This window comes from Chryseobacterium sp. R2ACT005, from assembly GCF_049949215.1.
In the GTDB taxonomy this organism is placed as follows: domain Bacteria; phylum Bacteroidota; class Bacteroidia; order Flavobacteriales; family Weeksellaceae; genus Chryseobacterium.
Genome location: NZ_CP188192.1, coordinates 1,918,883 through 1,940,363 on the forward strand (window position 1 = coordinate 1,918,883; position 21,481 = coordinate 1,940,363).

The 21,481-nt window shown below is 37.5% G+C and carries 19 protein-coding genes; 6 read left to right on the plus strand and 13 right to left on the minus strand.

Annotation, left to right across the window (positions count from 1 at the left end):
* Positions 1–9 precede the first annotated feature (9 nt).
* The 3 genes from ACPF63_RS08860 to ACPF63_RS08870 form a co-directional block, all read right to left on the minus strand.
* The gene (locus tag ACPF63_RS08860; RefSeq protein ID WP_077417256.1) at positions 10–237 is read right to left on the minus strand and encodes a hypothetical protein; all 228 of its coding nucleotides are present in this window, start codon (positions 235–237) and stop codon (positions 10–12) included.
* Between the two features lie 9 nt (positions 238–246).
* Positions 247–714: an NUDIX hydrolase gene (locus ACPF63_RS08865; protein ID WP_180563788.1), complete on the minus strand. Its 468-nt coding sequence runs from the start codon at positions 712–714 to the stop codon at positions 247–249.
* A 93-nt stretch (positions 715–807) separates the two neighbouring features.
* Complete coding sequence (locus tag ACPF63_RS08870; RefSeq protein WP_139348536.1) at positions 808–1,662, minus strand: AraC family transcriptional regulator; 855 nt, start codon at positions 1,660–1,662, stop codon at positions 808–810.
* A gap of 91 nt (positions 1,663–1,753) precedes the next feature.
* Between ACPF63_RS08870 and ACPF63_RS08875 the strand changes: the two genes are divergently transcribed.
* The 6 genes from ACPF63_RS08875 to ACPF63_RS08900 all read left to right on the plus strand — a co-directional run bounded on the left by ACPF63_RS08875 (position 1,754) and on the right by ACPF63_RS08900 (position 7,223).
* Positions 1,754–2,734, plus strand: coding sequence for a polysaccharide deacetylase family protein (locus tag ACPF63_RS08875; protein ID WP_426482730.1), 981 nt, complete (start codon positions 1,754–1,756; stop codon positions 2,732–2,734).
* A 130-nt stretch (positions 2,735–2,864) separates the two neighbouring features.
* Positions 2,865–3,257: a DoxX family protein gene (locus tag ACPF63_RS08880; protein ID WP_077417264.1), complete on the plus strand. Its 393-nt coding sequence runs from the start codon at positions 2,865–2,867 to the stop codon at positions 3,255–3,257.
* A gap of 240 nt (positions 3,258–3,497) precedes the next feature.
* Positions 3,498–4,427, plus strand: a complete 930-nt coding sequence (locus ACPF63_RS08885) for an NAD-dependent epimerase/dehydratase family protein (protein ID WP_426482731.1) — start codon at positions 3,498–3,500, stop codon at positions 4,425–4,427.
* Between the two features lie 119 nt (positions 4,428–4,546).
* The gene (locus ACPF63_RS08890; protein WP_219072731.1) at positions 4,547–5,455 is read left to right on the plus strand and encodes a helix-turn-helix domain-containing protein; all 909 of its coding nucleotides are present in this window, start codon (positions 4,547–4,549) and stop codon (positions 5,453–5,455) included.
* Between the two features lie 7 nt (positions 5,456–5,462).
* Entirely contained in the window at positions 5,463–6,152 is a 690-nt protein-coding gene (locus ACPF63_RS08895; RefSeq protein ID WP_426482732.1) for a type 1 glutamine amidotransferase domain-containing protein, read from the plus strand.
* Between the two features lie 576 nt (positions 6,153–6,728).
* Entirely contained in the window at positions 6,729–7,223 is a 495-nt protein-coding gene (locus ACPF63_RS08900) for a DoxX family protein (protein ID WP_180563784.1), read from the plus strand.
* 395 nt (positions 7,224–7,618) lie between these two features.
* Here ACPF63_RS08900 and ACPF63_RS08905 read toward each other — a convergent pair whose 3' ends face one another.
* The 10 genes from ACPF63_RS08905 to ACPF63_RS08950 form a co-directional block, all read right to left on the minus strand.
* Complete coding sequence (locus tag ACPF63_RS08905; protein WP_426482733.1) at positions 7,619–9,136, minus strand: TSUP family transporter; 1,518 nt, start codon at positions 9,134–9,136, stop codon at positions 7,619–7,621.
* 5 nt (positions 9,137–9,141) lie between these two features.
* Complete coding sequence (locus ACPF63_RS08910; protein WP_426482734.1) at positions 9,142–12,018, minus strand: TonB-dependent receptor; 2,877 nt, start codon at positions 12,016–12,018, stop codon at positions 9,142–9,144.
* 367 nt (positions 12,019–12,385) lie between these two features.
* Positions 12,386–14,062 (minus strand): NADPH-dependent assimilatory sulfite reductase hemoprotein subunit, encoded by a 1,677-nt coding sequence (locus tag ACPF63_RS08915; protein ID WP_426482735.1) that lies wholly within the window; start codon positions 14,060–14,062, stop codon positions 12,386–12,388.
* Between the two features lie 42 nt (positions 14,063–14,104).
* A complete protein-coding gene (locus ACPF63_RS08920; RefSeq protein WP_426482736.1) occupies positions 14,105–15,817 on the minus strand; it encodes a diflavin oxidoreductase in 1,713 nt (570 codons plus the stop codon).
* Positions 15,807–16,652 carry a uroporphyrinogen-III C-methyltransferase gene (gene cobA / locus ACPF63_RS08925; protein ID WP_426482737.1) on the minus strand — a complete coding sequence of 282 codons (846 nt, stop codon included), beginning with the start codon at positions 16,650–16,652 and terminating at the stop codon, positions 15,807–15,809. The genes ACPF63_RS08920 and cobA overlap by 11 nt, the downstream gene beginning before the upstream one ends.
* 23 nt (positions 16,653–16,675) lie before the next feature.
* Positions 16,676–17,587, minus strand: a complete 912-nt coding sequence (gene cysK / locus ACPF63_RS08930; RefSeq protein ID WP_426482738.1) for a cysteine synthase A — start codon at positions 17,585–17,587, stop codon at positions 16,676–16,678.
* A gap of 27 nt (positions 17,588–17,614) precedes the next feature.
* Positions 17,615–18,445 carry a serine O-acetyltransferase EpsC gene (gene epsC / locus ACPF63_RS08935; RefSeq protein ID WP_426482739.1) on the minus strand — a complete coding sequence of 277 codons (831 nt, stop codon included), beginning with the start codon at positions 18,443–18,445 and terminating at the stop codon, positions 17,615–17,617.
* Positions 18,446–18,449: 4 nt separating this feature from the next.
* On the minus strand, positions 18,450–19,688 hold the full coding sequence (locus tag ACPF63_RS08940) for a sulfate adenylyltransferase subunit 1 (protein WP_426482740.1): 1,239 nt from the start codon (positions 19,686–19,688) through the stop codon (positions 18,450–18,452).
* An 87-nt stretch (positions 19,689–19,775) separates the two neighbouring features.
* On the minus strand, positions 19,776–20,684 hold the full coding sequence (cysD, locus tag ACPF63_RS08945; RefSeq protein WP_077417291.1) for a sulfate adenylyltransferase subunit CysD: 909 nt from the start codon (positions 20,682–20,684) through the stop codon (positions 19,776–19,778).
* Between the two features lie 12 nt (positions 20,685–20,696).
* Positions 20,697–21,410, minus strand: coding sequence for a phosphoadenylyl-sulfate reductase (locus ACPF63_RS08950; protein ID WP_077417293.1), 714 nt, complete (start codon positions 21,408–21,410; stop codon positions 20,697–20,699).
* Between the last annotated feature and the right edge of the window lie 71 nt (positions 21,411–21,481).

The window sequence follows — 21,481 nt, forward strand, 5'->3', positions numbered from 1 at the left end:
TTTGATTTTTTATCTTACACATTCTCCTGAATGGCAGTGATAGCCTGAAGGACACAGCCCGTTGATACAGGGACCCACTGCATCAGGATAGCATCTTTCATCTGCGCGGCAATGAGAATGAGGAGGACACAAGGAAAGTAGATTTCCAAGACAGATGCCAACAGGAAGAGGAAGGTTCAGCTCTATACCGATTTCTCCAACAATGTTTTTTAATGTTTTTCTGTTTAATTTTTTCATGGCTTTGTTTTAAGGTGTTATTTTTTTTACTATATTTTCGAGTTCTGTAATAAAATCTTTCTGTGCAATATTAATGCGTTGCTGTGCTTCTTCTGAAGTAAACCATTCCCATTGATCTACTTCGGGAATTTCTATTATTTTGCCGGATTTGGGTGGCCATTCCATAGAGAAGGTATTGCTGTAAAGATCTGAAGTATCCATATGACCCTCCAATGCCCAGGCATAAACTATTTTCCCTCCTTTTTGCTTAATGGGTGACAATTCAACAAAGTTCCCTTCCACTGTTTTCCCTGTTTCTTCTTTAAATTCCGTTAATGCACGATCCAATGGATTTTCATCTGGAAGAAGCTCTCCTTTTGGAATAGACCATGCTCCCAGGTCTTTATTTTTCCAGAAAGGTCCGCCAGGATGAACCAGAAAGTAATACAGTCTGTCTTTTTCTTTTTTAAAGAGTAAAATTCCGGCACTCGCTTTCATAAGCTTAAAGGTTTGATTATTAAAGATATAAAAAATAGATTAATTGAGCTGGAAAGAAAATCATTAAGAAAGTTGAAATGAAACTTATCTTCATTATTTCACCATTGATCTCTTTTTAAACTCAGAAGGAGACACTTCCTTATACCCTTTGAATATTTTATTGAAGTGGCTGGCATCATTGAAGCCCAGTTTATCTGAAATCTCACTGATGTTGTAATGACTCTGAAGCAAAAGTTTTTCTGCAGTTTTCATTTTATGCTGCATCACATGTTGCTGTATTGAAAATCCTGTCTGTTTTTTGATGTAAATACTGATATAATTAGGAGAAAGCATAAACTCTCTGGCCAGATTTTCAATTTTCATTTTATCCCCATCTAAAGCATTAATATTGATATAATATAATATCCTTTCAATTCTGCTCAGGTTTTGAGTAATCCAGTTTTTAGCTGTGATATTGCTCATCGTGTTCCGGATCAGAATAGTAATAATAGCAGAGAAAAGATCTGAACTTATCTCTTTATTATAAGTGTTTTTATGGCTGAACTCGTACAGAAGAATTCGGGCCAGCTGCAGCAGATGTTCCCTATCCGTTTTACATTTGATCACTGATTCGTATACAAAAGAATGATCTTCCATCATGAGCTGAACAACTTTTTTCAGCTCATTCTTTTTATTGGAGAGCAAATTTTCCCATATGTACTGTTCTGTAAATTTTATATAAATAAATCGTGTTTTATTGGTAATAGAAAACTCATGGCCATCGCTGGGCCGCAGGAGAAAAACATCTCCCTTTTTGTAAGGAAAAGTAATATTGTTGAGATGATGAAGCCCTTTTCCACTTTCTATGATAATCAGTTCATAAAAGTTATGATTGTGATATTCAACATCCCAGATTTCTTTTTCAATGCTGAAAACATTAAAAGAATTGAAATTAACGATTCGTTTCATGAAAGAATGGATTTTTACAAATTTACCATTAATTTTTACAATATATCCTGATTCATTATTGATCAATTTTGTCCTATTAAATACATTCAAAATGAAATATATAAAACAATCAATACTGTTGGCTGCTTCAGCAATCGTTCTGATGTCTTTTTCTGATCACGACAAGGATAAAAGAGTAAAAAAAGATCTATCTGAAACAAAGACTTTAACAAAAAAACACTGGCCTAATGGGGCTCAGCTGGTAATTTCAGTTTCCATGCAATTTGAAACAGGCGGACAGCCTGAGGGTGCTGAAAGCCCTTTCAGTGGCACTCCACTTCCTAAAGGCCAACCGGATCTTCCGGCAGAAAGCTGGTATCGTTATGGAGGAAATGAAGGAATTTACAGAATGCTGGATCTATGGAAAAAATATGACATTAAAGTAACCTCCCATGTAGTGGGAACAGCAGCAGAAAAGTATCCGGAAGTGGCAAAAGCTATTGCCAACGGAGGCCATGAAATTGCAGCTCATGGTTTTACCTGGGATAATCAGTGGAATAAGAATTATGCTGATGAGTTGAATTTTGTGAAACAGGGCGTAGATGTTGTTGAAAAAATTACAGGCCAGAAAGCTGTAGGTTATAACGCTAATTGGCTTCGAAGAGGTCCGAATACGCTTAAAGTTTTACAGGAACTCGGCTTTTTGTATCACATAGATGATGTAAGCCATGATGAACCCTTTATTACTAAAGTAAAAGGGAAAAATTTTGCTGTAATCCCTTACACATTGCGTAATAATGATATCGTGAATATTGAAGGCAAGCACTGGAGTCCTGATCAGTTTTTAAACCAATTAAAATTTGAATTTGACCGTCTTTATGAAGAAGGCGCATCAAAGAGAAGAATGATGAGCATCAGCTTTCACGACAGAATTGGTGGTACTCCCGCAATGGTACATGCAATGGAAGAGTTTATAAAATATACCAAAGAAAAACAAGGGGTCGTCTTTATGAGAAAAGATGATATAGCCAAAATGGTAATGAATGATCCTGAAACTCCTGTTGATAATAGCGAAGAAAAGTTTAATAAGTAAGGAAGTTATTAAAGTCTGCAAAAATAAATTACCGGTTAATTGAAACAGATAAAAAAGACAGTAAAATGAATCATACCGGATATATAACTTCCATCTTCAGGCTTCGATCTTCTATCCAAAAAATATCTTTATGAATAATACAAAAACAGCCTATTTTTTCCTTCGTGTTTCGATGGGAATAAATCTTTTAGGGCACGGATTGGTCCGATTGATAAAACTACAGGATTTTGCATCAGGAATGGTGAAGGGTTTTGAAACAAGCTGGCTCCCAGAGCCGTTGGTACATCTCTTTGGGATCACACTCCCCTTTTTAGAATTTATTATCGGATTACTGCTGATGATTGGTTTCAAAACCCGTATCTCTACTATTGCTGGAGCTTCCCTGATCATCTTGCTTCTTTTTGGAAGCAGTACGGTGGAAAACTGGGAAGCCATGGGTATTCAGATGATCTATGCAGGTTTGTTCTACATTCTGATTAGCAGAATTGATGACAATTATCTGGCTCTGGATAGAAAAAATTAAAAAAGCCAGCAGTTAAAGCTGGGAAAGAAAAGGAAACAATGAGGAATAAAAAATAAATTATTCAAGTGTTGTAATCTTTACTTTCTCCGCTTTTTTATGATCTCAGAGATTATGTTACAACTTTCATGGATTCAGCTACTCTGTTTTTATGATTATGCCCGAATTTTGCATTAGAAATAAAAGCAACTGAAAGTATTTATTTATTTTCAATGCAATATATAACCCTCAAAATTAGAAATGATGCAAACGATATTAGGAGCCAATGGGCAGATTGGTGAGGAACTGGCAAGAGAATTAAAAAGAAATTATACTTCAGACATTCGTATTGTCAGCAGAAATGCTAAAAAAGTAAACGATACTGATACTGTTTTCTCTGCAGATTTATCAGACAGGGGAAAAGCAATAGAAGCCGTGAAAGGAACCGAAATTGCCTATTTCACACTTGGACTTCCTATGGATACAGATTTGTGGGAAAAACAATTTTTGACAATATTGAAAAATGTAATTGAAGCCTGTAAAATCAACGGGACAAAGCTTGTATTTTTTGATAATACTTATATGTACCCTCAAAATAATGAAGTTTTGACGGAAGATACCCAATTTGCTCCTGTAGGCAGAAAAGGAAGAGTAAGAAAACAGATGGCAGACATGCTTTTAAAAGAAATGGAAGCCGGAACAATAGAAGCTGTGATCTGCAGAGCTCCTGAATTTTATGGTCCCGGGAAAACTCAAAGTATTACCAATAGTCTTATTTTTAATGCCATTAAAGAAGATAAAAAACTGAAAGTTCCGTTAAGAGATGATAAACTTCGAAGTCTGATCTGGACACCTGATGCAAGCCGCGCTACAGCTTTAATTGGAAATACTCCTGATGCTTATGGGCAAACCTGGCATTTGCCGGTAGACGATAATAAGTTAAGCTATAATAAGTTCATTGCATTGACGTCTCAGATCTATGGAAAAGAACTGAGGTATTCTGTAATTCCTAATCTGGCTTTTAAAATAGGATCTTTATTCAATAAAAATGCAAAAGAGTTACTGGAACTGCTTCCAAGATATAAATATGACAACCTTTTTGATGATTCAAAATTCAGGAAAAGGTTCCCGGAATTTCAGATAACTCCCTACAGACAAGGAATTGAACAGATAAAAAAAGAACAGCAACTTTAATAAAATAAGTGACTTAGAAAAACCAATACCACAACCGAAGGGCTGCATATTCCCCTTCTTCGGAGGGGTGGCGAAAATTCAAAGAATTTTTGACGGGGTGGTTAAAAATAAGCGAAAAAATGAAAGCTCCTGAAAAAGTAACCTCTATCACAGCATTACACAACTATCTGAAGCTGAAAAGGCCTTCCAACCCTCTGATCAGTGTGTTTGATTTTAATGAAGTGAATATTGATCCGGAAACTATTCTGAGTGCCGTGACTACAGATTTTTATGTGATTTCCATTAAAAAGGATTGCGCGGGAAGATGTAAATATGGACAGCATTATTATGACTTTGAGGATGGAATTATGTATTTTATTGCTCCCCATCAGGTATTGCAGTTTGAAGATATTCTGCTTTCTGAAGTGAGAGGAAATGTACTGGTTATACATCCTGATTTTCTGCAGGGATATCCATTAGCCTCTGTAATTAAAGATTATGGCTACTTCTCTTATATGGCCAATGAAGCACTGTATCTTTCCGATAAAGAAGAAAAATCTGTAACAGACATCATGGATAATATCAGCAGAGAAATAGAAGCCAATATGGATGGTTTTACCCAGGATTTATTGGTATCCAATATTGATCTGCTGTTAAAGTACTGTGACAGATTCTACAACCGCCAGTTTTTAACCCGGAAAAAAGTAAATCATGATCTTTTGACTCAGCTTGAAAATTTACTGGATGATTATTTCAAAAATGAAAAACTGCTGATCAATGGGATTCCTACCGTACAATTTGTGGCAGGACAGATGAATATAAGTCCCAATTATCTAAGTGACATGCTGAGGGTTCATACAGGACAGACAACACAGCAGCATATTCAAAACAGAGTGATTGAAAAGGCAAAAGAGCTGTTGTCTACCACTACCATGTCCGTGTCTGAGATTGCTTATAGCCTGGGATTTGAGCATCCACAGTCTTTTCATCGTTTGTTTAAAAATCAGACCGCTGTTTCCCCTTTAGAATTCAGAAAATCTTTTAATTGATACTGCTATGATAAAAAATATTTTGTTAATGGTAACCAATGTAGACCAATACGCCAACAGTCAGCTTAAGACAGGATTGTGGCTGAGTGAACTTACCCATATTTATCATGCTGCAAAGGAAAAAGGATGGCAGATTACCATTGCTTCTCCAAAGGGAGGGAATACTCCTATTGATCCGGAAAGTCTGAAACCGTTTATGCTTGACGGAATTTCAAAAAGCTATTATGAAAATCCTGTATTTATGGATATACTGGCTCATACAAAAAGTCTGAATGAAGTAGAAAACAACTCTTTCGATTGTGTTTATCTGACAGGCGGACATGCTACCATGTATGATTTTCCGGATAACTCCACATTACAGGCTGTTCTCAGGAAGCAGTATGAAAGCCATAAAATGGTTGCCGCAATTTGTCATGGAGTCGGAGGATTGCTAAATGTAAGATTATCTGATGGAGAATATATGATTAAAGGAAAATCTATAACCGGATTCGACTGGTTTGAAGAAACATTAGCCAGAAGAAAAAACGCAGTTCCTTTTAATCTTGAAGCAGCACTCAAAGAACGGGGTGTACATTATAGAAAAGCCTTTATCCCTATGACTTCCAATGTGGTGATTGACGACAATCTGATCACAGGACAAAATCCTTTCAGCTCCAAAGAAATGGCTAAAACAGTTGTTCGGGAACTTGAAAAATAATAATCGTTTAAAAGGCAGCTATAAATATTTTATTATATTTGTCTGAATTGTACGGGATTTATGACAGGAAAAAATGGAATATTACATTGTATACAGATAGTTAGTATATTTTTAATGCTAGTCCATTTTCTGATCCCAAAAACCGAAAACACGACCTTTTCTACCATAGAAATCATAAGTAATTCTAATCCGGAAGAGAAACCACAGAAAAAATGTAATAAGATCTTTCTTGAAGAAAATAACAAGACCCCGATAAAGTGTAATAATAATTATTGTTCTAATTCTTCTCTCTTTTTTACGGCATCTTTTCCTTCGTTTGGATTTGAGAAATTTATGATCCCGGAAATAAGCAATGGCTTTTTTTTATATGATGATCCTCCCTATTCATCTTTTTTTAATTCTATCTGGATTCCGCCCAAAATAAAAATGTAATTTTCAGTTATTGATAAAATAACATTTTCAGCTATGGAATAATCTTTTCCATACACGATCCTATTATCTAAACCAGAATTACATGACCAACTGCTGTTCATGGCTTTATCATGGTGATGTAATCAAAAACGAATTAAAAAAATAATGAAGATAATACTATCAAACCTCGAAAAAAATACAAATAACATCTATATAATATGCAGAATATTAATTGGATTGTTCTTTTTTGTAGCAGGGTTTAATAAACTTTTTCATCCTATTTTCCAGGGATATATGTTGAATACTATCACTACTATAGGGTTTCCTTTTCCTCAGTTTACTGCCAACTTCACTGCATTTTGTGAATGTATCTTTGGATTATTTTTAATGTTGGGTCTTTGGACGAGAATAAGCTCTGTATTTTTAATCATAATTATCCTTGTCGCGTTATTTACCCATGATCTGAGTACAATTCCTAAGGAACTTATTCCTGTCAAACCCGAAACCGGAGTTTATAAAATGGATCCTTTTACATGGCTTGGCTATTTTCTATACCTGCCTCAGATGTTATACCTCCTGTTTTTGCTTCTGTTTTTGTTTCAGGGCTGTACAGGATTTGGAATTGATACTTTCAGAAAAACAAAATCTGGAAATAACTAACTATTATAGACAGCTTTTCTTTTGGGAGCTGTTTTTTGTTGGAAATCAGAGGTGTTCTAATTTTTCTCGCAGATTAAGAAGATTGTGCAGGTTTTATATATCTGCAAAATCTGCAAAATCAGCGTGAGATAAAAGAACGATATCTTTGCCCTCTTATAATGTGAAAATGATACTGTTAAGTTTTTGTTTCTTAAAAAAGCATTTAAAATAAAAAACGCAAAGATTTAATGGTTTCAGATTTTTACTAAAAATGAGTAATGATAGTTGTCAATAGACTGTATCATTGATTTTCCCCTTTTGTTACCTCAATAAAGTAAAACATTAAACTCTTTGCGCTAAAATAAATAGACTTCTTCTCTAAATTGTATGTCTGATTCTTTTGATTATTGATTTTATCATGAAAAGATTGATTTTGTTATTGTAACAAGGCTCATCAGGATGACTACGATTCCTACCACGACAAACATTTTCTTCGTTGGAAGTTTTGCGGTAAGCATTGCAGAAAACGGTGCCGTAAAAACACCACCCAGCAAAAGCCCCAAAACAATATTCCAATGATGAATACCGATTGTAAAGATGAAGGTAATTGCGCTCGTTACAGTCAGCAAAAACTTGGCTACAGTAGAGCTTCCTACTACATAACGGGGAATTCTTCCCTCTTTGATCAGGGTTCCGGTAACTAGCGGTCCCCAGCCTCCTCCAGCAAAGGAATCAATAAAGCCTCCTACCAATCCTAATATTCTGAGATTTGTTCTTCGTTTGGTTTTGCCTTGCTGTGTTTTCTTATCTTTGAAAGCATTTTTTAAAATGTTGATTCCAAGATAAAGGGTATAGAAGGCAATAATGGGTTTTACAATATGAGCATACTGCTCGCCATAATGAGAAAGGGTTAATGCCCCAATAACTGAACCTACAATAGCCAGCGGGAACAATACCCACACCATTTTTTTATTGACATTTCCCAGTTTATAGTGACTGAAACTTCCAGCTGCCGTCGTAAAAGATTCTGCAGAGTGAATGCTTGCACTTACAACAGGCGGTGGAACATTAAGCAATAAAAGTATTGTGGTACATATTACTCCGTAGCCCATTCCCATGGATCCGGCCACAATTTCTGCCATAAAACCTGCAAATAACATCCAGTAAAAAATATGACCGTCCTTATTCAGAAAGTATTGAATATCATTAGAAAGATTGAACTGGTACACTACGAGTCCAAATAGACCGAAAAGAAGTAAAACCCCTATGACAGCCAGATAAATATTGGCTTTTCTCTGAGCTGTTTTGGTAATATTGATCAGCTTTTCAATTTCCAGATTGGCCTTTGAAGAAACATGTCCGTCAGATAGATATTCTGTAGTGATCTTATTGAGTTCTTTAACTTTATAATTGAAATCTCCCGTCAGCTTATTGCGGATGTTCTGCATATTATCCAATACATGATCCATTTCATCAGGAATGACTTCAGTGAAGGTTTCTCTTAATCTTTTAGCGATTGTAGGAGATTTTCCGTTGGTTGAAATAGCAATTTTGAGGCTTCCCTTTTTAACAATAGAACCTAAATAAAAATCGCACAAATCCGGTTTATCTGCTATATTGACCAGTACATTTTTTTCCTGGGCTTTTTCTCTGATTTCCCCGGCCAATACAACATCATTCACTGCTATAATGGCAAGATCCATATCATTAAAATCATGATCATCATAGGCTCTTTCATGCAGTGTTATATTGGAAAACTGATGTTGTAAGGTGTTGATTTCAGGAATAATTTCTTTCGCTACAAGTGTAATGGAAGTATCCGGAGAGTTTCCAAGTACCGACTCCAGTTTTTCAAGGGCAACCTTGCCACCACCAATGATCAGCAGTGAAAGGTTTTCAAGTTTTAAAAATATGGGATATAGTGAATTGCTCATTCTGATTACAGTTTTAAGTCATAAGTAAAAGCAAGATAATACAGTCCTCCGATTTCAGGACCTGCTGCATACTGGAAATAACGGCGGTTCAGCAAATTGGTAGCCCCGATTTTAATATTCGCACGAATTTCCGGAAGCTTCCATGTCGCCTGAGCATCAATGGTGTAATAAGCCGGAATTGCTCCTGATGCTAAAGGACTTTCCCACACAAAACCGCTCTGCCATCTTGCGACAAGAGTGAATCCTATATTTTTAACAATTTCTCTGTTTCCTACACTTACATTCACCATCCATTTTGGGGTGTTGAATGCGGTGATGAACAGATCCGAGGTATTGTTGGAAGCAAGATCATTATAAGAAACATTGGTGTTGATATTATAATTTCCGGTAATATTATAGCGAATCCCCAAAGATGTTCCATAGCTTTTGTAGGTACTGTTGCTGTTGGTATATACTCTGTATCGGTCCTGTTTGCTTCGGTCCAGCATCGCAAGTACGGCGACATTACTTCCTACCTGGCTGTTTTTAGGAACTGCTACCTCTACCTGCCCCAGGAAGCCTTCGTAAATGTTGTAATAGAAATCCCAGTCCAGCACCAGCTTATTATTGAAAAAAGTAGACTTGTACCCTACTTCAAACGAATTGATCTTTTCCGGTTGTAATTTTTGCAGATTGGCTACCGTTAAAAGCTGTTTGTTATCCTGAGCTGCCTGAGCCTGGGTTTTTCCTCCATCAACGTCTGCATTCACTGCTGAGGTAAATTTATCAATGGAAGTCAAAGTGTAAGAATTTTCCAGATAACCCAATCCGTCATTCACTTTTGAGAGACCTCCCACTCTTCTTACATTTCCGTTGTTCACGAAAGAAAGGGCTTCAAATAACGATGGAAAACGATATCCGTTCTGAAACGAAGCTCTGAAATTATGTTCTTTAACCGGAGAATAGACAATACTGATCCTTGGATTCAATTTAGCTTCAAATTCCGGGTTTCTGTCGATCCGTAAGGCTGCATTGATTTTTAATTTATCATCAAAGAAAAGCTTGGTAATCTGTGCAAAAGCCCCGTATTTCTGATAAATAACATCTTTCCCAAAGGTACCATTGGCCAAAGGAATATTTCTTTCATTCACAGGGCGATCAAAATCAACGAAGTTATTTCCATCCGGAGTAATACTGTACAAACGGTAATCTATACCCGCAAGAAGGTTGAATATCTTCACAAACCTGCTAAAATCGTAGGTAAGTTCACCCTGATAAAAGCGTGATTTCTGTTCAAGTTTTGCCCCTCCCGTTGCCGGAGCCCCGGTAATACCTGCATTCGCAGAATCCCAGTTATTGATACCGATAATGGTGTTTTTTAACTGCTCAAAAGCTGCGGTTCCGGGCACTGCCCTGTTTTTATCGGCTTCCTGACGGGCGAGAATAAAAGCATCATTAAGATTGGCTCCAGCATTTAAGTTGTTCTGAAGAGAAGTCTGAAATATATTTTTCCAGTTGGTATTGGAGAGATTGGTAAGATCCAGATTGTCTGCCAAAGGCTTCAGGTTATAAGAATCTCCTGTATTTTCTATAGATACATAAGCTCTGAAGGTCAGTTCTTTTCCTGTGAGTTCTATTTTATGGTTCTGAACGGTTGCATTCTGCAAACGGATTTTATTTCCTCTTTGGAAAGTTCCGTCCAGTAAGCCATAACGATATACATAAGACGTTCTCCACTGATCTCCGAAACGATAATACAATCCTGCATCGAACTTGATGTTTTTCACATCAGGGCTCACCAGATCTTTCTCCAGATATCCTGTTCTGGAAACATTGAATGTAGTAGGTTTTCCATTGTAATCTACTTTTACAGCTACACGGTTATTTCTTTCGTCACCGTATTTATTCCAAAGGTCTTCAGCCGGATTATTTGCCAAAGCAAAATTAGGATTGGCTGTAACCAAAGATCCTGGATTCTGATCTGTCAGATTATTGGAAATCCAGTCGGTTCCGCTGAAATAAGAAGCATTCACCTTCACGGCAAAGTTTTTATTGAATACTTTTGCAAAGCGGATGGCACTCTCTCCAAGTGAGCTTATTTTGTGATTTACATTGTCTACATGATTAACTCCGCCACGGAAGTAAAGACTTATTCCTTCAGAAGTAAATGGATCTTTAGTCTGTAAACTAGCCAGTCCGTTGATTGCATTCATTCCGTACAGGGCTGAAGCCGCTCCGGGAGTAACTTCCATAGATTGAATATCCAGTTCTGTAGGTCCTATGGCATTTCCCAATGGTACTCCCAATGTTGCTGACTGTACGTCTACTCCGTCTACCAGCTGCATGAATCGGAAATTATTAGGTGAATTGAATCCTCTCGAATTAGGAATTTTCAACGTAAGACTTGAGGTTAAAAGCTGTAACCCTTTTACATTTTCCAATGTTTCATAGAATGAAGCTGCTGGACTTTCCCTGATGGTTTTGATATCAATTTTCTCAATAGCTATCGGTGATCTTAATATTTTTTCCGGAACTCTGGAGGCTGAAATGACGACATCATCAATAATCGTATTTTGTGGATTAAGTCCTATCGTTATTTTGTTGGAGGGGGAAAGTATTTCAACGGTTTGACCTGTGAAACCATCTTTCTGAATCACCACCCGGAATGGAATAGTAACCCTTGTTCTGATTTTAAAGTTACCCAGTTGGTCCGTTAATGCGGTATCCTGTGTATTTTCGATCTGTAGTTTTACAGAATCCAACGCTTTGCGTGTACCTGTATTTCTGATGCTTCCACTAAGCTCTATAAGCTGCTGTTGTGCTTCTGCCAGGTTAAAAAATAGAAATGTAAATGCAATAATGCCTGCTTTAGGTAAAAAGTTTCCCTGCTTTTTGTTTTTCATTTTTTCTTCATTTTTTAGGTTGAGAATGAAGCTGTCTGAACTTTTTTACTTTTAATGATGAAAAGCTTCAATATTGTTTTGTATTACAATTGAAGGACTTAGAATTCCCCTCTTTTGGAGGGGTGGCAAAAATTCAAAGAATTTTTTGACGGGGTGGTAAGCCGTTAATATAACGCTGAGATTGCTTCATCTTTGGTTCGCAATGACAGGATGTAGTATTAACTTTCCATAGTGGTTCAAAAAAGTTGAAACAGCTTTGATTGTATTGTTATTTGAGAATCAACAACACGTACACATTCGTCTCCCTAAATGAAGAGGTTGAGTTTTTTTATTTTTTTTCAGATCATAATGAAAACTAGTCATATAATTAATTTAAGGTATGTAAGTAACGGTATGAAAAATCACCAAATGTTTCTTCTGCAAGTCTTTTCTGTACATAAATCCCGAAAAGTTCATCCAGGGTGGTAAGAATCTCTTCTTCACCAATATTTTCTTTAAATTTTGTATTCAGTCGCATTCCTAAACGGTCTCCTCCGATGTGAAGGTTATATTTTCCATAGGCTGTACCCACAAATCCGATTTCAGCATTAGGAGATCTTCCACAGCCGTTAGGACAGCCAGTCATACGGATCGTGATATCTTCTTCCAAAAGACCATATTTTTCTAGAATAGGTTCTATTTTAGTGACCAAGGATGGCAGATAACGCTGCGCTTCAGCCAAAGCCAATGAACAGGTATTCAAAGCAACACATGCAACAGAGTTTTTACGCAGAGCACTTGCTCCATTCGTATACTCTGAAATTCCGTGTTCTTTTAAAATATTTTCAATTTCAGGTTTATCTTTTTCATCAATATCAGCCAGAATAAGGTTTTGGTTACAGGTAAAACGGAAATTGGCTTTTCCTGTCTGTGCGATTTTTAATAATCCTGATTTTAAAGGATATTCCGCCGTATTAAGAATTCTTCCATGCTCTACAAATACGGTATAAAACCATTTTCCTTCATGATTCTGAATCCAGCCATAGCGGTCTTTTCTTTGTTCAAACTTAAATTCTCTGGCAGGTTCAAAACTGAATCCTGTTCTTTTTTCCACTTCAGTTCTGTACTGATCAATACCCAGTTTATCAATTGTATATTTTAATCTTGATAATTTTCGGTCGCTTCTGTTTCCGAAATCTCTTTGAACCGTGATGATTTCGTAGACAGCTTTTAATATTTTTTCTTCCGTATCCACAAATCCAAGGATGGATGCAAGACGTGCATAAGTCGCTTCATTTCCGTGAGTGGCTCCCAATCCTCCTCCGGCAGCAATATTATAGCCAACAATTTTATTATTTTCAATAATAGCGATCAAGGCAATATCATTGATGAATACATCCACATCATTATTGGGGGGAACGGCAATTCCTATTTTCAGTTTTCTTGGAAGATATCTGTCCTGATATAATGGATCTTCTTCAGCTTTTCGGTCTACCAGAAGTTCATCATCAATCCAGATATCGTAATAAGATTTGGTCTTCGGAAGACACATTTCGCTTATTTTACCAGCCAGTTCGTAAGCTTCCTGCTGTAAGGGTGATTCTGAAGGGTTGGCTGTACAGGTGACATTTCTGTTGACATCTCCACAGGCTGCAATAGAATCCAGATGCTGCAGATTGAAGCTCTGAATAGTAGGTCTTAAATGAGATTTTAAAATCCCATGCAGCTGAATCGTTTGTCTTGTGGTTACTTTAATGGTTCCCGTAGAATGATCTTCAGCCGTTTCATTCAGTCCTACCCATTGTTCCGGAGTTAAAAAGCCACCGGGAAGTCTTAATCTGATCATATAAGAATACAGCCATTCCAGTTTTTTAGAGACACGCTCTTCCCTTCGGTCTCTGTCGTCCTGCTGGTACATTCCATGAAATTTGATCAGAGTCTGGTCATCTTCCCTGATGGCTCCGGTAAAATTATCAGTAAGGCTCTCTTTTAAAGATCCTCTGAGCCCGTTACTGCCGGTTTTAATCCTTTCTACCGGTGAAAGATTTTCTTTATCGTTATTCATTATTATTTCCTTTAATTTTTTACGAGTATCGCTTAATTACATTTAATAAACATCTTTGGCATATCTGCCGCCAAGTTCCATTTCTTCCAGATAGATTACAGCATCTTCTTTGCTTCGTTTTCCTTCCTTCTGAATAATGTTCAGGAGTGTTTGTTCTACATCTCTTCCCATCGGCTCTTTAGCTCCGCATACATATACAGAAGCTCCACCTTCCAGCCAGTAGAATACTTCCTGAGCTTTTTGCTCCAACCTGTGCTGAACATATACTTTCTCAGCTGTATCTCTGGAAAAAGCCAAATCTAAATGGGTCAGACTGCCTGTTTTAAGGAAATCCTGAAGCTCAGCCTGATAAAGGAAATCTGACACGAAATTCCTGTCCCCAAAAAACAGCCAGTTTCTTCCTTCTGCACCAGTTGCATCACGTTCCCAAAGGAAAGATCTGAAAGGAGCAATACCAGTTCCCGGACCAATCATGATGATGTCTTTATCGGCTTCCGGAAGTTTAAAATGTCCTGCTTCCTGGATATAAAACTCAATATCTTCTTCTTCTTTGAATTCACTCAGAAAACCACTGCATAATCCGTTATGTTTCTGATGGTCAATAAAGAATTCTGATCTGGCAACGGTAATGTGAATTTCCGTATCACCATGAGCTTCCAGAGAAGACGAAATAGAATACAGGCGGGGTGCCTGAGCGGTTAATATCTGTATGATTTCTTCAAATTCATCCGCATTTTTTACCGGATAAATTCTAAGGAGATCAAGAAGACTTAATCTGACTTCCGGGATCGAATGCCCTGTTATTTTCGCATACTGAGCCACTACAGATTTAAGTAAATAACTGATGTTTAGACGTTTGTGAAGTAGTTCTTCAACAGCAGCTGTAACTTTCGACGTTTCTACCTGTTTTTGAGGATCTATTCCTGTGAGAGTAATGATTTCGTGTACTACTTCTTTTGAATTGAACGGGATCACTCCCAATGCGGCACCGGGCTGATAAGCAAGAGCTTCATCTGTTTCAATTTCAATATGATAGGTTTCTTTTTCAGACGTAATATCATTCAGATTGATGATGGCTGAAACTTTCCCCCGGTATTTCTTTCTGCCTGCAGAAACTTTTGGAGCTGATATATTTTTAACACTTTGATCAGTATTTTTATTGACTGTTTCAAATACATGCTCTATCCAATGAGAGGCTTCCTGTTCGTAATCAATATCACATTTCTTTAATGGAATAATACGCTGTGCCCCTAATATTTCAAAACGTGAATCTACATCTTCTCCGGTTTGGCAGAACAGAGGATAACTGCTGTCTCCCAAAGCCAGTACTCCGAATTTAAGTCCACTGAGATTAATTTCATTTTCATAAATATAATCGTAGAATTTTTTGGCGAGAGCGGGCGGCTCACCTTCTCCCTGAGTGCTGATGATTACAAAAAAGAATTCTTCTTTCGCAAGATCTTTAGGTTTGTATTGGGAAAGGTCAGCCAGTTTTACCTGAAGTCCTTTTTTCTTGACTATACCTGCCAGAGCTGTAGCCAGTTTTTTGCTGTTTCCGGTTTCTGTACCGTAAGCCAGAGTTATTTTCTTTACAGCATTTTGAGTGTTATTATTGATTTGCTGTGGTGGCAGTACAGCGGCCAATGAAGATCCTCCGGCAATACCTGCAAGATATCCGCTTGCCCAGATGGCTTCATCCCTGGAGAGGTCTCCGGAGATTTGTTTTAATACATTTAATTTAGTTTCAGACAGCATATTCAAAGAAATTTTGAGTTGTAGGGATTAGACTTCCGTTTTCCACTGATTTAAAATAAAGACCTTCCTGCTCAGCATTTTCAAGCCATGAAAACTCTTCATGAAGATTGACAATCTTACCCACCACCACCAATGAAGGGGATGCAAAGGTTTTGTCTCCGAATTTTTCATTAAAATCATCAAACGATGAAGTGTACACCTTTTGATATGGAGTTGTAGCCTGCTCAATGACTGCAATTTTTTTATCACTTGAAATCCCCAGCTGTTTCAATTTTTCCACAAGAGAGGTAAGGTTTCCTTTTGACATGTAGAAAACAAGAGTATCATTAGTCAAAGCAAGCTCTTTCCAGTAGTCTTCACTCACGATCTCTGATTTATAATAGGTCAGAAAACGTACTGATGTGGAGTATCCTCTTGCTGTTAAAGGCATCCCTGCAAACGCTGCCGCTCCCAATGCCGCCGTAATTCCGGGAATGATTTCGTAAGGAATATGATTCTGTTTTAAAGCCTGCAATTCATCCAGGATATTGGAGAATATAGAAACATCCCCTCCTTTCAGTCTTACAATGGTCTTATTCTGAAGAGCATATTCTACCATCAAGGTATTGATATGTGACTGAGGAGTGGAAGCATTTTTACTGCATTCTTTCCCTACATAGATGATTTCTGTGTTTTTACTGACGTAGGTTTCCAGGATCTCGGGGCTTACAAGGCGGTCACATAAAATGACGTCAGCTTCTGAGATAGCTTTTACTGCTTTTACAGTGATCAGTTCAGGGTTGCCGGGCCCTGCACCGATAAGGAAGACCTTTGGTGATTTTATATTTGTTTTCATTGAAGTAGTTGTTAATTAAGGATTTAGAAAAGTCCTTCTACGGATAGATATCTCTCTCCAGTATCGTAATTGATGGTAAGGATTTTAGCGTTAGGTTGTATTTCCGGTAAATGTTTTGCGATGGCTGCTAAAGCGGCTCCTGTGGAAACTCCTACAAAAAGACCTTCTTTTTTAGCGGCATTGAGAGTATACTCATAGGCTTCTTCCTTTCCTACTGTGATCACTCCGTCTAAAAGGGTAATATCCAGGATAGAAGGAACAAAACCGGCTCCAAGTCCCTGTAATGGGTGTGGGGCAGGACTTCCTCCGCTCAATACGGGAGATAATTCCGGTTCTACGGCAATCACTTTTACGTCAGGATATTTTTCCTTTACTGTTTTTGCAATTCCGGTGATGTGTCCTCCCGTTCCTACTCCTGTAATGATATAATCAAGCCCGTCCGGGAAGTCTTTTAAAATTTCCTGAGCAGTGGTTTCTACGTGTACTTTTACATTGGCAGGATTATCAAACTGTCTTGGAATCCAAGAATTTGGAGTTTCTTCAGCAAGTTCATTAGCCTTTTCAATGGCACCTTTCATTCCTTTTTCTCTTGGGGTAAGTACGAATTCAGCTCCGTAAGCTTCCATGATTTTACGGCGCTCTATACTCATACTTTCAGGCATAACAAGGATCAGTTTGTATCCTTTTACGGCAGCGACCAAAGCGAGCCCTATTCCTGTATTTCCGCTGGTAGGCTCTATAATGGTGCTGTCTTTATTTAATAATCCTTTTGCTTCTGCATCTTCAATCATTGCCAGTGCAATTCTGTCTTTAATGCTTCCGCCAGGGTTGCTTTTTTCAAGTTTGATCCAGATTTCATGATCTGAACTGAAGAGTTTATTAATTTTTACGACCGGTGTATTTCCAATCGTTTCTAATGCATTCTGAAACTTCATATCAATGTAATTTTTATTTTTGTTTTTTTAGATCACAAAGGTTAATGATTCCGGTAATGAAGTATTATCCTTTATTTTTATTTCACTTTTGTGATAGACCAGAGAATTGGCAGGAACATCCTGTGTAATCCAGACATTTCCTCCTATAATACTCTCTCTTCCTATCGTAGTTTCACCGCCCAGAATAGTTGCTCCCGAATAGATAATCACATCATCTTCAATATTGGGATGTCTTTTCTGATGGGCTTTTTCTTTGGAGACATTTAAGGCTCCGAGGGTGACTCCCTGATAGATTTTAACGTTGTTCCCGATAACGGTTGTTTCTCCGATCACAATTCCTGTCCCATGATCAATAAAAAAGGACTTTCCAATGGCTGCTCCCGGGTGAATATCAATTCCTGTTTTGCTGTGAGCATACTCTGAAATGACACGTGGTAAAATTTTCACTTCCTGAGTCCAAAGCTGGTGGGAAATACGATAGACATACGTGGCGAAAAAGCCGGGATATGCCAGATATACTTCTTCAAGAGAATCGGCTGCAGGATCAAATTCCACGATAGATTTTGCATCCAAAACCAACTGATCATAAAGGCCAGGCAGAGATTCAAAAAACTGATTAACCTGTTTTTCAGTACTGTCCTGATCTCCTGTTACGGTATTGATCTGTTCAGAAAGAGTTTCCCTCAGTGTTTCAAAATTTCTTTTAAGCTGGTCTTCACTATTGTCATTCTGAGGAAGGAAAAGTGTTTCATACAAATCCTTCACCCATCTTTTTGTCTTTATCTTATCAAAGAATCCATGAATACTATTTTGTTTAGTTTGATGAATTCGTTGTGTTAAATGATCGGAAATTGCCATTTTTCTATTGAATTATACAGGCTGCTACCGTTGCGTTGGATGTTTCATCCACCAAAATGGCAGAGCCCGTAGTTTTATTATGGGTAAAGCTGTCGTAAACCAGAGGCTGTGCTGTTCGCAACGTAACTTTTACAATTTCATTCAGTTTAATTTCGCTGTCTACCTGTTCTTGAATCAGGGTATTGACATTGATCTTGTAATCTACCTCTTTTACAACTGCTTTTATAAGTCTGCTGTTTTGTTGCAGAAGGTATTTATTTCCTGGCTGCAACGGTTTCTGATCAAGCCAGCATAACAGAACTTCAAGATCTTTTTCAACTGCAGGAATATGTTCTTCTGTCACAAAAATATCTCCTCTGCTGACATCCACATCATGAGCAAGATGAATAACGGCTGGCTGACCTTCAAAGGCTTCTTCTTTTTCAATACCATTGATCTCAATCTTAGTGATTTCAGTGATCAGATCTGCCGGAAGAATATGAATTTTGTCTCCTTTTGTGAATTTTCCACTTAATATTTGTCCGGCATACCCTCTGTAGTCATGCAGTTCCTCAGTCTGAGGGCGAATCACATACTGAACCTGAAAACGGTTTCCATTATTCTTTTCTTCATTTAAAGTTACTTCTTCAAGATATTCCAGAAGGGAATTTCCTTCATACCATTCTGTTCTGGTGGATGTTGAAACAATATTATCTCCTTTCAGTGCAGAAATAGGAAAATAACTGACATCGTTTAATCCAAGATTTTCTGCAATTTTTGAATATTCAGATTTTATAGATTCAAAAACTTCTTCAGAATAATCCACCATATCCATTTTATTAATGGCTACCGCAACTTTCTTTAATTGTAGTAAAGAAGCGATGATAGAATGTCTTCTGGTCTGCTCAATTACACCTTTTCGTGCATCGATTAGAATAACCATCAGGTCAGAGTTAGATGCTCCCGTAATCATATTACGGGTATATTGCACGTGTCCCGGAGCATCAGCAATGATAAATTTCCTTTTTGCGGTCGAAAAATAGCGGTAGGCAACATCAATGGTGATTCCCTGTTCTCTTTCTGCACGCAAACCATCTGTTAAAAGAGCAAGGTCTACCCCATCTTCATTTTTGTTTTTAGAATGTTTTTCAAGGACTTCCAACTGATCCTGTAAAATACTTTTGCTATCGTAAAGCAGTCTGCCGATAAGGGTACTTTTTCCGTCATCTACGCTTCCTGCTGTTATAAATCTTAATATATCCATCCGATTTTTGTTATAAATGATAAGTGATAAATAATAATTGATAAAAATATTCTGTGTGATTGTTGATCAATTATCTTTTATCATTGATTAAAAATAGCCTCCTTTTTTTCTATCTTCCATAGCGGCTTCTGTCACTCTGTCATCAATTCTGGTTTCTCCGCGTTCTGAAATTCTGGTTGCTACAATTTCTTCGATTACGGCATCTATTGTAACAGCATTAGATTCCACAGCCGCAGTACAGGTCATATCTCCTACAGTACGGTAGCGTATTTTTTTTGTGGTGATAATATCTTCAGGTTCTAAGAAAACGTGGGATGAATTGGCAAGCCACTGGCCGTTAAAATCTACCACTTCCCTTTCATGCGAGAAATAAATGGAAGGAAGGGCAATTTTCTCTTTACGGATATAGTTCCAGATGTCAAGTTCAGTCCAGTTGCTGATGGGAAAAATTCTTACATTTTCTCCTTTGTGGATTTTTCCGTTAAAAATATTCCACAGCTCCGGGCGCTGAAGTTTGGGGTCCCACTGCCCGAATTCATCACGTACAGAAAATATTCTTTCTTTGGCGCGGGCTTTTTCCTCATCTCTGCGGGCTCCTCCGATGCAGGCATCAAATTCAAATTCTTCAATCGTATCAAGAAGAGTGTAGGTCTGAAGCCAGTTTCTGCTTGGGAATTTACCTTTAGCCTCAGTTAATTTTTTACTTTTTATGGTGTCTTCAACTTTTCGGACTACAAGGTTAACATCTAACTGCTTTACCAGGTGATCACGAAAATCCAAAACTTCCGGAAAGTTGTGTCCCGTATCTACATGCACAAATGTAAACGGGATTTTCCCGTGAAAGAATGCTTTTCTTGCCAGATGAGCCAGTACAATACTGTCTTTTCCTCCACTGAATAATAAGGCCGGGCGTTCAAACTGGCCCGCTACTTCTCTTAATATATAAATAGATTCGGCCTCTAACTGATCTAAATAATTTAACTGATGTATTGACATTTTTTTCTTTTTTTATTGATGAATATGCAGACCACACTCTTTTTTGTTGGCATCTTCCCACCACCATCGGCCGGCTCTGAAATCTTCCCCTTCCTTGATCGCTCTGGTACAGGGTTCACATCCTATGCTTACAAATCCCTTTTTATGAAGATGATTATAGGGTAAATGATGGTCTTTTACATAGTCTGTCACTTGTTCTGAAGTCCAGTGAAGAATAGGATGATATTTAATGATCTTATTATCCGGATCCCATTCCAGCTGCGGCATATTCTGTCTGTTGGCAGAATGTTCAGATCTAAGTCCTGTGATCCATACTTTATATCCTTCCAGTGCTTTTTTTAAAGGGTGTACCTTACGGATCGTACAGCATGCTTTCCTCTTCTCTACAGATTGGTAAAATGAGTCCGGACCGTTTTCTGTGACAAATTCTCTGAGCTCTTCCGTATCCGGATAATATGCTTTGATGTTTTTTTTAAAGAAAGCCTTGGTAGATGTCCAGGTTTCGTAAGTCTGTTCAAAAAGTCTTCCCGTGTCTAACGTGAATATTTCAATATTTAAATCTTTTATCAGATGAGTGATAACCTGATCTTCATAGCTGAAACTGGTTGAAAAGATCACTTTACCAGGGAATCTTTCAGTCAGTAATTGCAGCCCATTAGTTTGAAAAGAAGCTTCAGAAGCCTCTTTTACAATATTTTCGAATTCATTTTTCAGACTGTATTCCATTTTGAATTGAGATTTAATTCTTGCAAATATATATAAAATTCTATAACTCCCATCAAAATAGTAGGATTTAA